General features: G+C 37.5%; 14 protein-coding genes. All 14 read right to left on the bottom strand.

The genetic code is table 11. The annotated features are described in order from the left end of the window. Positions 1–142: 142 nt before the first annotated feature. The 14 genes from rpsO to dxr all read right to left on the bottom strand — a co-directional run bounded on the left by rpsO (position 143) and on the right by dxr (position 16177). Complete coding sequence (rpsO, locus tag JOC49_RS00715; protein ID WP_204661181.1) at positions 143–409, bottom strand: 30S ribosomal protein S15; 267 nt, start codon at positions 407–409, stop codon at positions 143–145. Positions 410–517: 108 nt separating this feature from the next. Beyond that, positions 518–1447, bottom strand: a complete 930-nt coding sequence (locus JOC49_RS00710; RefSeq protein WP_204661180.1) for a bifunctional riboflavin kinase/FAD synthetase — start codon at positions 1445–1447, stop codon at positions 518–520. A 4-nt stretch (positions 1448–1451) separates the two neighbouring features. After that, positions 1452–2339: a tRNA pseudouridine(55) synthase TruB gene (gene truB / locus JOC49_RS00705; protein WP_204661179.1), complete on the bottom strand. Its 888-nt coding sequence runs from the start codon at positions 2337–2339 to the stop codon at positions 1452–1454. After that, a complete protein-coding gene (locus JOC49_RS00700) occupies positions 2326–3309 on the bottom strand; it encodes a DHH family phosphoesterase (RefSeq protein ID WP_204661178.1) in 984 nt (327 codons plus the stop codon). The genes truB and JOC49_RS00700 overlap by 14 nt, the downstream gene beginning before the upstream one ends. A 1-nt stretch (position 3310) precedes the next feature. Then, entirely contained in the window at positions 3311–3694 is a 384-nt protein-coding gene (gene rbfA / locus JOC49_RS00695; RefSeq protein ID WP_204661177.1) for a 30S ribosome-binding factor RbfA, read from the bottom strand. A 30-nt stretch (positions 3695–3724) separates the two neighbouring features. Further along, positions 3725–6412 carry a translation initiation factor IF-2 gene (gene infB, locus JOC49_RS00690; RefSeq protein ID WP_204661176.1) on the bottom strand — a complete coding sequence of 896 codons (2688 nt, stop codon included), beginning with the start codon at positions 6410–6412 and terminating at the stop codon, positions 3725–3727. A gap of 15 nt (positions 6413–6427) precedes the next feature. Then, positions 6428–6739: a ribosomal L7Ae/L30e/S12e/Gadd45 family protein gene (locus tag JOC49_RS00685; protein ID WP_204661175.1), complete on the bottom strand. Its 312-nt coding sequence runs from the start codon at positions 6737–6739 to the stop codon at positions 6428–6430. Further along, positions 6732–7001 carry an RNase P modulator RnpM gene (gene rnpM, locus JOC49_RS00680; protein ID WP_341534639.1) on the bottom strand — a complete coding sequence of 90 codons (270 nt, stop codon included), beginning with the start codon at positions 6999–7001 and terminating at the stop codon, positions 6732–6734. The genes JOC49_RS00685 and rnpM overlap by 8 nt, the downstream gene beginning before the upstream one ends. Beyond that, positions 7001–8080, bottom strand: a complete 1080-nt coding sequence (nusA, locus tag JOC49_RS00675; RefSeq protein WP_204661173.1) for a transcription termination factor NusA — start codon at positions 8078–8080, stop codon at positions 7001–7003. Before nusA ends, rnpM begins: the two co-directional genes overlap by 1 nt. Before the next feature lies 1 nt (position 8081). After that, on the bottom strand, positions 8082–8573 hold the full coding sequence (locus JOC49_RS00670; RefSeq protein WP_204661172.1) for a ribosome maturation factor RimP: 492 nt from the start codon (positions 8571–8573) through the stop codon (positions 8082–8084). A gap of 115 nt (positions 8574–8688) precedes the next feature. Continuing rightward, positions 8689–12942 carry a PolC-type DNA polymerase III gene (locus JOC49_RS00665; RefSeq protein ID WP_204661171.1) on the bottom strand — a complete coding sequence of 1418 codons (4254 nt, stop codon included), beginning with the start codon at positions 12940–12942 and terminating at the stop codon, positions 8689–8691. Positions 12943–12955: 13 nt separating this feature from the next. Continuing rightward, entirely contained in the window at positions 12956–13999 is a 1044-nt protein-coding gene (gene ispG / locus JOC49_RS00660) for a flavodoxin-dependent (E)-4-hydroxy-3-methylbut-2-enyl-diphosphate synthase (protein WP_204661169.1), read from the bottom strand. Positions 14000–14009: 10 nt separating this feature from the next. After that, positions 14010–15008 (bottom strand): RIP metalloprotease RseP, encoded by a 999-nt coding sequence (rseP, locus tag JOC49_RS00655; protein ID WP_204661168.1) that lies wholly within the window; start codon positions 15006–15008, stop codon positions 14010–14012. An 11-nt stretch (positions 15009–15019) separates the two neighbouring features. Beyond that, the gene (gene dxr / locus JOC49_RS00650) at positions 15020–16177 is read right to left on the bottom strand and encodes a 1-deoxy-D-xylulose-5-phosphate reductoisomerase (RefSeq protein WP_204661167.1); all 1158 of its coding nucleotides are present in this window, start codon (positions 16175–16177) and stop codon (positions 15020–15022) included. Positions 16178–16184 lie beyond the last annotated feature (7 nt).

Below are 16184 nucleotides of genomic sequence, written 5' to 3'. Positions count from 1 at the left end.
CTTCAAATAAGTAGGATATTAAGATAAATTTCAGTACCGTTAAGTTCCACTACTTCATTATACTAAAATAACGTCAAAATAGAAAGTCTTTTAGCATAAAACAAGACCTGACATTACCATGCCAGGCCTTAAATTTTTTTGATTATTTTCTAAGTCCAAGATCTGCAATAAGTTCTCTGTACTTTTCAAGATTGTTGTTCTTAAGATAGTTCAAAAGACTTCTTCTCTTACCAACCATTTTAAGAAGACCTCTTCTTGAGTGATGGTCTTTCTTGTGCGTTTGTAAGTGCTCGTTAAGCTCGTTAATTCTTTGAGTCAATATCGCAATCTGAACCTCAGGTGACCCTGTATCCGTTGCATGCACTTTGTACTTTTCAATAATATTGGTTTTCGTTTCTTTAGAAATCATGTGATTTCCTCCTTTTCAATTAATTTTGCCACAAGCCTAGTTCAACGTCGGAGCGTCGATGAACAAAGCCTGAAGTCTACAACAGTCATATTATACCATTACACATAATCAGAGTAAAGAAAAATATGCTTTCATATTTTGAATATCTCCATTCATGGCTTGAATCAACTCATTTTCCGAAGAAAATTTAACCTCATCACGAATTCTTTTTAGAAAATGTACTTCTATAAGTTCATCGTACATGGGGTGATCAATCCCAAGAATATAAGTTTCCATGTGAATGCCTGTTTGATTATAAGTGGGATTAAACCCAACGTTCGTAGCACTTGGATATACAAAACCTCGCCAATGCGTCTCTGTTATATAAACGCCTGGTTTAATGGTGCTGACATTTTCTTTAATTCTTAAGTTAGCCGTTGGAAACCCTAAAGCCTTGCCTCTTCCTTTTCCTTTAACCACTGTCCCTTTAATAAAATGATTTCGCCCAAGATATTTGTTGGCTTCTTCTATATTGCCCTCCGCTAAAAGGCTACGTATAAGGGAAGACGAAACGCGAATGCCTTGTCTTAAAACAGGTTGTATGATGTCATACGTATATCTGTATTGACTTGCATATTTTTTTAAAGTCTCTACATCACCCTTTGCACCAGCACCAAATTTATAGTCATATCCAACTGTCAAATGCTTCATATTCAAAGTATCCACTAAAATTTCTTTTATAAATCTTTCTGGAGAAAGTTCAAATTGACGTTGATCAAATTTTAAAAGAGCTAGATAGTCAATTGTGTTTCTTGTGAATATTTGCACCTTCTCATCAATATCCATAATCTTAGAAGGCACATCATCAGGATTCAAAATTTCTTTGGGATGATTGGAGAAGGTATAAACAAAAGATTTTAAGTTTCGCTCGGCTGCAACTTGTTTCATATGATTAATAATTTCCATATGCCCGATGTGAAGGCCATCAAAAGTTCCAAGCGCAACAGAAGTAAACGCCAACTGCGGATCTATATTCTCCAATTCAAAATAGATTTTCATACACTCACCCTATAATCAATTTCTTCATTACTAGTTTATTATGTGTTTTCATGGCAATGCCATAAAATGAATCGCCAATATAACACCGTTGGTAAACAGCATCAGAACTGGAATATGAAGTCAAATCCAGTTTTACACCATTTGAAATTTTTTGAACCATATCTTCAGTATCTGGAAGAATAAGTTTTGGCATCCATGAAACAGCAGCATCAATGGGTTTTAAATACTGGTCAATCGTTTCAATTGATATATGTTCTAGTGAACTTGCATCGGCAATTTCAAAAGGTTCAGAATAAATGCGTTTGAGTTCTGTCATGTGTGCATAACATCCCAACTTCTCTCCAATATCATTGCAAAGTGTTCTAATATAAGTTCCCTTTGAACAAAAGACATCAAAAGAAACATACGCTCCATCCAGTCCAATGGACTCTATGCTATAGATAATTCGTTTGCGCGGTTGACGTTTAATTTCTATCCCTTGACGGGCCAAATCCACAAGTTTTTGACCGCCAACCTTGACCGCACTGTACATGGGTGGAATTTGGTCAATTTCACCGACAAAAGAATTTATAACATCTATTATTGTTGTTTCAGATATGTGGTCTAAACTGCCTGTCTTACATGTGGTTCCCCACTGATCTTGTGTGTCTGTTGAAGACCCTAATTTCATTTTACAAGCATAGCCTTTTCGCCCATCCGTTAAGAAGTCCACCACCTTAGTTGCCCTACCGATACATACAGGTAAAACACCTGTAGCCATAGGATCCAGGGTTCCAGTATGACCAATTTTTTTCATCTTTAATTTTTTTCTCAAAATAGCAACCACGTCATGGGAAGTCATATTTTGTGGTTTGTGAATCACTAGTATACCATTAAAATCATGACTCAACATGGAACGCTCCTTCAACCGCCTTCTTTAACGCTTCAATTAGTGCTTCCAATGATAGGTCACTCTTAAAACCAGCCGCTTTTCGATGACCACCACCTGAAAATGCCAAAGCAATCTTACTAACATCAAATTCATTTTTTGAACGCATGGAGACCTTATGGGAGCCATGCCCCATGTATCGAATAAAAACAACAACTTCAACGCCTTCAATGTCTCTAACAAACTCTACAATTCCATCTGTGTCATAGGTTGCATAATTCAGCCTATCCATCATTGATTCACTTAACACCACAAGCGCTGCTTTGCCATTTAAAAACAAATCCAGCGTCGCAAAAACTTCATTTAACAATTTAACTTTTTCGAATGGTTTGTTTTGAAAGATTTCTACGTTTAAGCGGTTAAAATCAAACCCTGAAGCAACAAGTTCAGAACAAGCTGCAAACGTATCAGGATTTGTATTGGAATATCTAAATCCACCCGTATCAGTTGTAATTGCAGCATATAAAGCTTCAGCTGTAACAGAATCAATTTCAACATCGAATTCTTTGTACATGCGATAAATCAATTCACCTGTAGAAGATGCCTTAGAATCCACTATATTAATCTCAGCATACATAGAATTGGTCAAATGATGATCAATACTAATTGTATGCTTTGTACTTTTAAACAACGGATATCGATCTTCAAAAAGTTTTACTTCGCCACAGTCTACTGCAATTCCAATTGCTGGTGTATCCATTGTAACTTCATCCGAACGTTTCCAAATTAAAGGATCTTTTAAAAACAATAAATTTGAGGGTATATCGTCATTTAAGACAATATACCCTTCTTTACCAAATCCTTTTATTAAACGGTGGATGCCAATAGCAGAACCAATTGTATCGCCATCAGGCATAACATGTGGAAACACAAGAAAAGTCTCCAAATTGGAATCTGCCAATATTTCTTTTATCTTTGCCACCATCTGTTTCATACTACGCCTCATCCTCTTCGTCATCTTCGTCATCATCATGTTTGATATCCAAAGTCCCAAGGATCTCATTTATATGCATCCCATGTTCAACTGAATGATCGGGCTTGAAAATCGGTTCAGGTGTATAATGCAACTTGATTTTCTTGCCAATTTCCTTTCGGATAAAACCTTTTGCACTATTCAAACCTTCTATGGTCAGACTAACGTCATGCTTGGGATCAAATGAACTGATATATAAAGTTACATATCTAAAATCATTTGTGACTTCCACATGATTAACTGATGAAAGTTTTGAAATGCGTGGATCTTTAATACCAGCAAGAATCAATTCGCCAACGACTTTTTTGATTTCTTCTGAGACTTTACGCGTTCTTGAGTTGGCCATGAGAACACCTTCTTTCTTATAATAATCTACCTATACGCGTTTCACTTCTTCATTGATGTAAGCTTCTATTTCATCATTTTCCTTGATGTCATTGAATCTATCAATACCTATACCACATTCGTAACCTTGAGCAACTTCCTTGGCATCGTCTTTAAAACGCTTCAATGATGAAATTTTACCATCATGAATTACAATACCATCGCGGATGACACGGACATTTGCGTTTCGAGCTACTTTTCCACTTGTTACATAACCCCCTGCAATAACACCGCCAGGAATTTTAAATGTTGCACGAACTTGTATACGTCCAAGTACAACTTCTTTGAACTCAGGATCAAGCATGCCCTTCATTGCAGTTTCAACATCATTGATTGCATCATAGATAATTCGATACGTTCGAATATCCACACCTTCCTGTTCAGCTACGGACGTTACATTTGTGGAAGGTCTCACATTAAACCCAATAATAATTGCATTAGAAGCTGATGCCAAAGTAACATCTGATTCTGAAATTGCACCAACATTGGCATGGATTATGTTCACACGCACCTCATCGTTTGTAAGTTTCAATAGAGATTGCTTAATTGCTTCTACGGATCCATGAACGTCTGCTTTAACAATAATATTGAGGTCTTTAATAACACCTTCTTGAATCTTTGAGAATAACTCTTCAAGCGTAACACTTGTGTTTTTATTAAGTGTTTTCATTCTGTAGTCTTCCGCTTGTTTGTCTGCTATATAGCGGGCAATTTTTTCATCAGGTGTTACATATATTTTTTCGCCTGCCTGAGGAATATCATTTAATCCGTCAATTTCCACTGAAGTTGATGGTCCAATCGTTTTAACGCGTTTTCCTTTATCATTATACATGGCTTTTACTTTACCATGGGTAACGCCGGCTACAATTGGCTCTCCAACAGACATTGTACCTTTTTCAAGAATAATTGTACAAACAGTTCCTCTTCCTTTTACGACCTTAGCTTCTATCACTGTACCAATTCCCAATCGATCAGGATTAGCCTTAAGTTCAAGCATTTCGGAAACCAAAAGAACCATTTCAAGAAGTGTTTCAAGTCCTTCTCCCGTTTTAGCTGATACTGGAACTGCAATTACGTCACCGCCCCATTCTTCAATGAGTACGCCTCTATCAGAGAGTTCTTGTTTAACACGATCCGGATTGGCGTCAGGTTTATCAATTTTATTGATAGCGACGATAATCGGTACACCTGCAGCTTTACTATGGTCTATTGCTTCAATGGTTTGTGGCATAACACCATCATCTGCAGCAACAACTAAGATTGCAATATCTGTTATTTTTGCACCTCTTGCCCTTAAAGAAGTAAAGGCCTCATGTCCAGGTGTGTCTAAAAACACTATTTTTTCATTTCTATGCATGATTTCTGAAGCGCCAATGTGCTGTGTAATGCCACCCGCTTCACCATCTGCAACACCTGTATTTCGAATTGCATCAAGAAGAGATGTTTTACCATGATCAACGTGTCCCATAACCGTTACAACAGGTGCACGTTTTTTAAGATCCTTTGGCTCATCCTCAAAATCTAGTTCGAATGCCTCAACATGATTTTCTTCCACAACTTCTTCTTGCGCAAGGGTAATATCATATTCAAGCGCAACAAGAGCAGCGGTATCGAAATCTATATCTTGATTGAGTGTGGCCATTATACCAAGGCCCATTAACTTCATGATGATTTCATTGCTTGGTTTATGAATCACATCTGCAAATTCACCAATTGTCATCTCAGCAGGCACATAGATCGTTTCACGCGTAAGCTTTTCTTCAATTTTTTCAGTTTTTTCCTTTTCACTCTTTTCTTTATACTTACCACTTTTTTGTTTGGTTTTCTTACCAAAGTCAAAGTCTTTTTTGCCTTCTCTTTCTTTAAGAGCCAGCTCTTCTTTAAGTAATTTTTTTGCTTTTTTTGATTTTTTTTCTAACTTGTCCGTATCAAATGTCATTACAATTTTATCTTTTTTTACATGCTTCTTTTTGCTTGGCGTTTTTTCTTGAATCTCTGAAGCAATAATTTCATCTATACTTTTTTCTGGTTTTTTACTTCCAGATTGATCGCGGCGTTTATAAGGTGGCTTACTGCCTGAATCTTTATCCTTGTTAAATCCGCCTTGCGGTTTTGAACGGTCATAAGGCTTACGATCCCCTTGAGGCTTATTTTTATCATAGGGCTTGCGATCGCCTTGTGGTCTATTGGGGTCATAAGGTTTACGCTCACCTTGCGGTCTGTTTGGATCATAAGGTTTACGCTCACCCTGCGGCCTATTCTTATCATATGGTTTTCGTTCACCTTGTGGTTTGTTTGAGTCATAAGGTTTACGATTATCATTAGATCGAACATCATTTTTTTTCTGAACTGAAGGCTTCATATCCGGTCTCTGATTTTCTGGCTTTCGATAATCTTTCTTTTGCCCTCCTGCACTATAGGCACGACTTCGTCCACGCTCTTCAGCCTTAACCTCTTTCGTTCGATCATATATGATTTTATTGTGTTTCTTTTCAGGCGACGCATTTGTAGACGCTGTATTATTTTTGGTATAACGGCTTTTAAGCTTTGTGACTTCAGTGTCTTCAAGCGTACTCATGTGATTCTTAACTTCAATACCCAACTTTGAAGCAGATTCGATTAATTCTTTACTTTGTACATTTAATTCTTTTGCCAATTCATGGATTCGGGTTTTTGACATTGCTTCACCTCCGAATTATAGAGCTTCCATTTTATCGATGATTGCTCTAGAAAATTTTTTGTTTGTCACGCCGAACAGTCCATAATTTTCCTTTCCAACCGCATGTGATAAATCGGCTTTATTGGAAAATATTCTATACTCAACACCTTCAGTTTCGCACAACTGTGACATTTTATACCGCGTTGTTTCATTCAAATCACCAGCAATAATCAGTAAAGACACTTTTTTTGACTTAACACCTTCAATACAAAGCGTCTGACCTGTTATAATATTGCCTGCTCTTCTGGCCAAACCTAATAGTGATAGCACATGATTACTGTTATTCACTTTCTTCCAACCTTTCTTTCAAAGCTTCGAATATAGAATCATCTATTTTACATTCGAGAGCCCTATTAAAGGCGTTTTTCTTAATGGCCAAATCAAAACATTTTCTGTCTTTACAAATGTAAGTCCCTCTTCCATTTGCTTTACCTGTAAGGTCTAGAAAAATTTCGCCATCTTTGTTTTTTACAACTCGAATCAGTTCTCTTTTTGGTTTTTGATCACCACACCCGATACATTTTCTCATAGGGATTTTTTTCATCTTAATCAATCTCCATAAACTTCTTCGTACTCGCCAATTTCTTTTAAGTAGTCAATATATTGAGTCTCACTTTTGATATCAATTTTCCAGCCTGTCAATTTAGCTGCCAATCGGGCATTTTGTCCTTCTTTACCAATGGCAAGCGACAACTGATAATCTGGTACAACGACTAGGGCTGAATTGTCATCTGCATCCACTTCAACTCTCATAACTTTTGAAGGACTTAATGCATTTGATATGAGAATTGCTGGATTTTCATTCCATTCGATAATATCAATTTTTTCACCTTGAAGCTCGTCTACAATACTTTGAACACGTTGCCCTTTAGGACCAACACATGCACCCACAGGGTCTAAGTCAGGATTTTGTGCATAAACAGCAATTTTCGTTCTTGACCCTGGTTCTCTCGAAATATTTTTAATTTCAACTTCACCATCATATATTTCAGGAACCTCTAGCTCAAATAACCGTTTTACAAGTCCAGGATGTGTCCTAGACACATAAATTTGAGGTCCTTTTGTAGAATTTTTAACTTCTGTAATAACACTTTTAATGCGCTCACCTTGAATATAAGATTCATCTGGAATCTGCTCGTTGGTAGGCATAATTGCTTCAGTTCGCCCCAAAGTAATATAAACAATACCCTTGGAAACCCTATGAATCACGCCATTGACAATTTCGCTTTCACGGCTGCTAAATTCTTCGTAAATCACACCACGTTCTGCCTCACGAATTTTTTGAACAACCACTTGCTTAGCAGATTGAGCTGCAATTCGTCCAAAGTCTTTTGGTGTTACCTTTTCTTTAAGAACATCTCCCGGTTCAAAGTCAGGATTCACTTCCTTAGCTTCTTCTAAAGAGATTTGAGTTGCATCATCAATAACTTCTTCAACAACGATCCGTACGGAATAGACACTGATTTCACCTGTCTCGCGATTCAATTCAACTTCCACATTATGTGTGGCGCCAAAATTGTTTTTATAGGCCTTAACCATTGCATCTTCAATTACATCGAACAGCATATCCAGTGAAAGACCCTTCTCTTTTTCCAACTGTTCAAGTGCCAGCAACAATTCTGTCTTCACGTTATACCTCCTCATCCTCTCCCAGATCTTCAAAATCGACCATTAGTTTTGTAACAGAAACCTTATCCTGTGGGATATCAATTTTAACACCAATTTCGTTCTCAATAACAATACTGCCATCGATTAAACCAAGTAAATTTCCAGTTAACATTTTTTGCCCTTCATAAGGTTGAAACAACTTTAACTGCACCTTGTGACCCTTAAACTTCTCAAACTCACTTGGCTTTTTCAACACGCGTTCAACACCTGGTGAAGTGACTTCCAAAAAATACTGTTCTTCAATTGGATCCACCTGATCCAATTTTTTGTTCAAGTACTGACTGACCCATTGGCAGTCATCAAGTGTAACTGAATCTTCTTTGTCAATTGTTACGCGTAAGTACCTATAAGGTCCTTCTTTAACAAATTCAACATCTACAAGTTCCAAGTTTTTCTGTCCAATATATGGAATCAGAATGTCTGCAACGACATCAACCACTCTCTTTTTCTTCATGATTACCACCTGCTTTCTTACAAATCGTTCTATTCAATAACAAAGAGTGGGACAAAACCCCACTCTTGTTGTCATTTCACTATTCATCAGAACAATTATAACATATCTGACCACTTTATGCAAACGAGAATAGGGAGAGTTGATTGTCTTCAGGAAGTGCTTCAAAACAGCCATGATTTTTCATTGCCTCTATTACAGTTTTTGAAACTTTTGTCTGCCTTTGAAAATCTTCAATTGATAAAAAATCCTTTTCTACGTCACGAGTTTGCGCAATACTCTCTGCTGCAGAAGCACCTACACCTTGGAGTGCCATAAAAGGTGGTACCAATTTACCATTTTTTATAATAAACTGAGAAGCTTCAGAGTCTTCTAAACTGACCTTTGCAAAAGAAAGTCCCCTTGCATACATTTCATCTGCGATTTCCAATATCCCAATAAAATCCTGTTCTTTTTTTGTAGGACTCTCCATTTGTTCAATTTCTTTCATTTTAGCACGTATAACTTCACTGCCTTTACAGATTAAGTCCGCATCAAAATCATCAACCTTTGTTGAAAAATAGGTTGCATAAAAAGCCAAAGGATAGTGCACTTTAAAATAAGCAATTCTTACTGACATCATCACATAAGCAACAGCGTGTGCTTTTGGAAACATATACTGAATGGTTTGACAAGAACCAATGTACCAATCCGGAACATTATGTGATTTCATCATTGCAATTTCTTCTGGTTTTAACCCTTTTCCTTTACGCACATTTTCCATGATTTTAAACGCACTTAAAGGTTCTAAATCCATTTGCAATAAATAGTTCATAATGTCATCTCTTGTTGCAATAACATCTTTAATCGTTACAATATTATTTCGCACGAGATCCTGCGCATTGTTAAGCCACACATCTGTCCCATGAGACAAGCCAGATATACGGACCAAATCCGAAAAAGTTTTAGGATCTGTATCTTTAAGCATTTGTCTAACAAATTTAGTGCCAAACTCAGGGATACCCAAGCTTCCAATATCCAGTCCATAAGTTGTATCTTGAATGCCTAAAGATTCAGTAGATGTAAACAGCTTCATCGTTTCAGAATCGTCTAAAGGTATTTCAAAGACATTTACGCCTGTCAATGCTTCAAGATATTTAATAATCGTGGGCACATCATGTCCAAGTATATCTAACTTCAATAATCTTCCGCTAATAGAATGATAATCAAAGTGTGTTGTAACAACACCTGAATTCACGTCATTTGCTGGGTATTGGACTGGGCAAAATTCGTGGATATCATTTGTAGCAGGGACAACCATAATTCCCCCTGGATGTTGACCTGATGTTCTCTTAACACCAGTTAGTCCTTGGGCCAATCTTTCAACTTCATAACGATGGACTTGAATTTCACGTTCTTCAAAATATTTTTTTACATAGCCATACGCTGTTTTGTCCGCAATGGTTCCAATTGTACCTGCTTTAAACGTTTTGCCTTTTCCAAAAAGTACTTCACAGTATTTATGGGCATTCGCTTGGTATATACCCGCAAAGTTCAGGTCAATATCGGGTTCTTTATCCCCATCAAAACCAAGAAATGTTTCAAATGGGATATCATGACCTTCTTTAATTAAGGGGTTGCCACACTTAGGGCAAACTTGATCAGGCATGTCAACACCCGCACCATAAGATCCATCTGTAATAAACTCAGAATATTGACATTCTGAACACAAATAATGTGGCGGCAGTGGATTTACTTCTGTTATATCACTCATAGTTGCCGCGAACGAAGAGCCAACAGACCCTCGCGAGCCCACGAGAAATCCATCTTCAAGGGATTTTGCAACTAATTTTTGAGCAATGATATACATAACCGCATAGCCATTTCCAATAATAGAGGTCAACTCACGCTCTAACCTTTTTTCAACGATTTCAGGCAGTGGATTTCCATACATGCGCCTTGCTTTAGTGAGACACATGTTACGAAACTCTTCGTCTGCACCTTCAATTACAGGTGGAAACGTTCCCTTGGGCACCGGAATCACAGACTCACACATTTGTGCAATTCGATTTGGATTTTCAATGACAAGCTCTTTGGCACGTTCTCCCAAATAGGAAAATTCTTCAAGCATATCCTCTGTTGTTCTAAAATACAGTGGTGCCTGATTGTCTGCATCAGAAAACCCATTTCCCGCCATTAAAATACGACGATACACTTCGTCTTCTGGTTCAAGGAAATGCACATCCCCGGTCGCAACAGCCATTTTCCCCAGTTCATCAGCTATCCCAACAATTCGCTTGTTAATACTCTGGAGTTCTTCAATATTTTTAACGCGTCCATTAGCCAACATAAACGCATTGTTTCCAACGGGTTGAATTTCTAAATAATCATAGAAATTAGCCAATTTTACAATTGATTCTTCAGGCAAATTGTTCATAATGCCCTTGTAAACTTCACCAGCTTCACAAGCACTCCCAATGAGTAACCCTTCTCTTTTTTCCATCAAAAGGCTCTTAGGGATTCTAGGTTTCCTATAAAATGTATTTAAGTTGGAATGTGAAACAATCTCATAAAGATTTCTCAACCCCTTTTGAGTCTGAGTCAGTAAAATCACATGAAAGGTTTCCCGCATACTGTAGTTGAAATTCAACCTAGCATACTCATTTATTTGCTCTAATGTTACGACATTCTCATCTTTTAAACGTTCAAATAATTTAATCAAAACACGACTGGTAGCTTCCGCATCCGCAACTGCCCTATGATGATCGCTCAGTGGAATTTTCAGATGCTTTGTAACTGCTTTTAAGTTGTGTTTTTTTATACCGGTTAAAATCATACGACTTAAGGCAAGTGTGTCTAAAATTAATGACTCAAATTTTAAGCCAAGCCGATTGGAATAATAACGTATAAATGAACAATCGAAAACAGCGTTGTGGGCAACTACTGGCACACCATTCACAAAGTCCAGAAAAGCAGGAAGCACTGTATCAAGCGTCGGCATATCTCGAACCATTTCATCTGAAATTCCAGTTAGTTCTGTAATGAAAGCTGGAATATTACACCCAGGATTAATCAACTGGCTAAATCTTTCAACAACTTCCCCATTCCGAATTTTAACAGCGCCAATTTCAATAATTGTATGATTGTTGTAAGAAAAACCTGTGGTTTCGATATCAAAGACAACATAAACATCATCTAAACTATAATCCGTCGCATTTTGAATCAAATCACTTAAATCATCAATTAAATACCCTTCAAGTCCATAGATTACTTTTATCTTATCTCCAGCAGCAGAAGCAGCGTCAGGAAATGCTTGAAGGACGCCATGATCCGTTATGGCAATTGCTGGATGGCCCCAATCTATTGCAGTTTGTATCAGTTTTTTTACAGGCGTTATCCCATCCATCTCACTCATATTCGTATGCAAATGCAGCTCTACACGCTTTTCTTCTGACAAATCTACGCGCTTTTCTTCAGTTTTACCTTTGTTAATCGATACGATATTAAGCACTTGTTCCTTATCAAACGTATCAAATCGATTTATACCTTCAACAATATACCAATTGCCTTTAATTAAATCCCCTTCGAGCTTTTCATAATCTTTTTTCTTCATAAAAGCCTTACAAGCAATTGCATTTGTTAGGTCAGACAAATACAGCTTAACAATATATTTTCCGCCCTTAATCTCTCTAGAATCAAAAGCAATCAATTTACCTTCAATTGCATATGTCTCTTCTTCCATGTCAATGTCTTGAATTTTAGACACAGCACGCTTCACCTTAGAACGGTAAAGCACATCCTCGTTTTTAATTCGCGACGCTTTGGCTTCTGTAATCTTTGATGTATTAAAAGCCTGTGTCTGTGTGGAAACAATCTCAGCAACTGCCTCTTCTTGAGCCTTTTCAAACGCTTCAAGCCCTTCGTCCATTTCTTTATTTGATAAAGTAATAATTTCAAACGTCTGATTGAGGTTTTTTTGACAAATTTTTTGAATCATTGCGTCCACTTCGTACTGATAAAACGTATTTTCAAGCCCCTTATCTTCAAATTCAATTTGAATATTGCCATCAGGAAAGGAAACTTTTGAACGCTTTAATATGCTTGCAACAGCAGGATTTTTGCGTTTGACTACCATAAGTATGTTTTCCCAGTGTACACTGACATCTTGAGTTTGTGGCTTAAAATCAACTGATATATCAAAAGACTCTATAAAGTTCAAATGGTCTTTTAGTACTGATTTCAATCCGTTAATAGCCTCTTTAGAAACAACCTCTTCAGCTTCAATGTCAATGTTCAGCAAAGCATCATTTTTTACATATTCAATTTTTTTAACCTCAATTTTATCCGTTCTCAAAGAGTGTTGAATCAATTGATTGAATGGAATTCGATTCATAACAGGCCTTTCTTTACATAGTTTCTAATGCATGAATAACAGCATCAATAATTTCGTCCTCATTGTACTTGGCAACAACAATTCCTTTTTTAAACATCAAGAACTCACCCTTTCCACCTGCAATCCCAAGGTCTGCTTCTTTGGCTTCACCTGGGCCGTTAACTGCACATCCCATAACCGCAAGTGTCAAAGGCTTATCTATATGCTTCACCCGTTCTTCAATTAAACTGGCAATGCGAACTAAATCCACTTCAGTTCTTCCACAAGTTGGGCACGAAATGACTTTTATACCAAAAGACCTTAAATCTAAAGATTCAAGTATCTTTTGAGCAACTTTAATTTCATCCTCTGGTGGTCCAGTAACAGACACTCTAATGGTACTGCCAATCCCCTCATAAAGCAGCATGCCAATTCCAAGTGCAGATTTAACCGTACTGGACAGAAGGGTGCCTGCTTCCGTTATTCCCAAGTGTAAAGGATAATCCACCTTTTCACTCAAAAGACGATAGGCTTCGACAGTTAATCTCACATCAGAAGCTTTAATTGAAATAATGCTGTCTTTAAAATGCAGAGACTCAAGAATTTCAACATGACTGAGTGCGCTTTCAACTAAGGCTTCTGGCGTAACACCACCATACTTTTTGTGGATGTGAGGTTCTAAGGAGCCGCCATTCACACCAATTCGAATTGGAATACCTCTTTCCCCAGCTGCTTGTACAACTGCTTCAATCCTATCCTTTGACCCAATATTACCTGGGTTCAAGCGAATTTTATCAACACCGCGTTTTATAGATTCTATCGCCAATTTGTAATCAAAATGAATGTCTGCTACCAATGGAATATGGATTTGCTCTTTAATTTCTGAAATTGCGTGCGCTGCAACCATATTTGGAACTGCCACACGTACAATTTCACACCCTGCTTTTTCAAGACGCAAAATTTGTTCTACCGTCGCCCGAACATCTTCCGTTTTTGTATTGGTCATGGATTGTATCCGTACTGGAAACCCACCACCTAGAGATAGATTGCCTACTTTTACGACTCGCGTCCGTTTCATAATTCTGCTCCTATAAGTTCTGAATGTCTCTAAAAACTAAAAACACCATTAATCCCATGAGTATTACTATCCCAATAAAGTGAACATAGCCTTCCTTTTCACGGTTAACAGGGCGGCCCATAATCATTTCAATAATAACAAATACAATTCGGCCACCATCTAAGGCTGGAAAAGGCAATAAATTTACAATACCAAGATTGATTGATATATAGGCAGCAATAAACAACAAATTCCATATGCCCTGTTGAGAAGCCTCTCCAATTATGCCAACAATACCAACAGGTCCAACGATTTCTCCTTGAACATCTCGGGAGCCAAGCTGTGAAAAGAATTTAAATATGTCTGTAAAGAACATAACAAACTGTTCCCCTGCTCTTGATATGGATTGGTTCACACTTTTTTCAAGCATGGTTTGAATGCCCACTTTATATGTGCCATCCGCACCTATTTCCGGTAGAATTTCTAAAGAGATACGTTCACTTTCATTTCTCTCAACGATAACCTGTAAAGGGTCACCATCACTTGCATTGATGCCTTCTATGACGGCTTCCCATGAATCGATTGAAGTGCCATCAATTTCAACAATTCTATCACCTGGTAGCATACCCGCAACTTCGGCAGGCATACCTTCTTGAACCGCTTCAATTTTATTGGACGTTGAACCCATTCCAAACAAAATTATAACGAGCAAGACATATGCCAATAGGAAGTTCATTAGGGCTCCAGCTGCAAGTATAAGCAATCTCTGTATGGGTTTTTTAGCCGAAAAACTTCTTGGATCATCTGAAGACTCATCTTCACCTTCCATTTTAACAAACCCACCAATCGGAAGGGCTCTTAATGAGTATAAAGTTTCAGTCCCTTTTTTCTTTAAAATAACTGGGCCCATACCAATTGAAAATTCATGGACCTTAACACCATTTAATTTTGCAGTTGCAAAATGACCAAATTCATGTGCCATTACAATAATACCAAAAACAAAAATAAAACTAATAATTGTTAACCACATTGTGATTACCTCTACTTTCTATGTCTAATACGGTCTTCGACCCACAAGCGCGTCTCATGGTCAACGGCTAAAATATCTTCTAACGATGGTGACAGAATCGTTTCAAAGTTTTGAATACTCTCTTGAATAATTTCCGAAATATCATAAAATCCAATTTTATCATTTAAATAGGCCGCCACTAAAACTTCATTTGCTGCATTCATGACAGTTGGAACAGTTCCACCCACTTGGCATGCGTTTATGGCAATTTCAAGACACGGAAAACGATCCAAATCTGGCTGACCAAACGACAATGATTTTAACTTTGAAAAATCGAGAGATTCAACTGAGTTTTCATGACGTTCAGGATAATCCAATGCGTAAATAATAGGAACTCGCATATCAGCCACGCCCATTTGGGCAATTATGGAATGGTCCTTGAACTCTACCATTGAGTGAATAATACTTTCGGGATGAACCACAACTTCAATTTGAGAAGGTGGTACATCAAACAACCAATGCGCTTCTATAAGTTCAAGTCCTTTATTCATTAAGGTTGCTGAATCAATGGTTATTTTTTTCCCCATAGACCAATTCGGATGTTTTAAAGCCTCAACAGCCTTCTTGTTTTTTATGGTTTCTTTGTCAAAATTTCTAAATGCGCCCCCAGAAGCGGTTAATAAAATACGCTTTATTTTAGCCTGAGATTCGCCTTGCAAACTCTGAAAAATTGCACTGTGTTCACTGTCTACTGGTAGAATAGGAACATTCATTTGTCTAGCAAGTGGCATTATAAGACTGCCAGACGTTACCAAAGTTTCTTTGTTTGCCAAAGCTATCGTTTTCCCTGCTTTTATGGCTTCAAGTGTTGGGATAAGTCCTATATTTCCAACCACCGAAGTCAATACAATGTCTACCTCAGAATCCGTAACCATTTCAATAAGTCCTGACATGCCAGAAAGGACCTTAACATTTGTATGCGCAAGTGCTCTTTTCAGGGCGCTATACTTTTTTATATCATACACAGTTACAAATTTCGGATTATACAGTTCCACTTGATTAATAAGCGTCTCAACACCTGAATTACAGCTTAACCCCAAAACCCTAAAACGGTCTTTGCTTTCATTAATACTATCCAAAGCTTGTGTTCCAATTGATCCAGTTGATCCAAGAATCACAATATTTTTCATACATCCT

The organism is Fusibacter tunisiensis, from assembly GCF_016908355.1.
Classification (GTDB): Bacteria; Bacillota; Clostridia; order Peptostreptococcales; family Acidaminobacteraceae; genus Fusibacter_D; species Fusibacter_D tunisiensis.
The sequence above is the reverse complement of the archived record's forward strand: the minus strand, read 5'-3'. Positions and strand labels throughout refer to the sequence as shown.

What these genes read in the sequence shown, in the direction of transcription:
- rpsO (WP_204661181.1), bottom strand. Translation starts at nt 409, where the DNA reads ATGATTTCTAAAGAAACGAAAACCAATATTATTGAAAAGTACAAAGTG.
- JOC49_RS00710 (WP_204661180.1), bottom strand. Translation starts at nt 1,447, where the DNA reads ATGAAAATCTATTTTGAATTGGAGAATATAGATCCGCAGTTGGCGTTT.
- truB (WP_204661179.1), bottom strand. Translation starts at nt 2,339, where the DNA reads ATGTTGAGTCATGATTTTAATGGTATACTAGTGATTCACAAACCACAA.
- JOC49_RS00700 (WP_204661178.1), bottom strand. Translation starts at nt 3,309, where the DNA reads ATGAAACAGATGGTGGCAAAGATAAAAGAAATATTGGCAGATTCCAAT.
- rbfA (WP_204661177.1), bottom strand. Translation starts at nt 3,694, where the DNA reads ATGGCCAACTCAAGAACGCGTAAAGTCTCAGAAGAAATCAAAAAAGTC.
- infB (WP_204661176.1), bottom strand. Translation starts at nt 6,412, where the DNA reads ATGTCAAAAACCCGAATCCATGAATTGGCAAAAGAATTAAATGTACAA.
- JOC49_RS00670 (WP_204661172.1), bottom strand. Translation starts at nt 8,573, where the DNA reads ATGAAGAAAAAGAGAGTGGTTGATGTCGTTGCAGACATTCTGATTCCA.
- JOC49_RS00665 (WP_204661171.1), bottom strand. Translation starts at nt 12,942, where the DNA reads ATGAATCGAATTCCATTCAATCAATTGATTCAACACTCTTTGAGAACG.
- ispG (WP_204661169.1), bottom strand. Translation starts at nt 13,999, where the DNA reads ATGAAACGGACGCGAGTCGTAAAAGTAGGCAATCTATCTCTAGGTGGT.
- rseP (WP_204661168.1), bottom strand. Translation starts at nt 15,008, where the DNA reads ATGTGGTTAACAATTATTAGTTTTATTTTTGTTTTTGGTATTATTGTA.
- dxr (WP_204661167.1), bottom strand. Translation starts at nt 16,177, where the DNA reads ATGAAAAATATTGTGATTCTTGGATCAACTGGATCAATTGGAACACAA.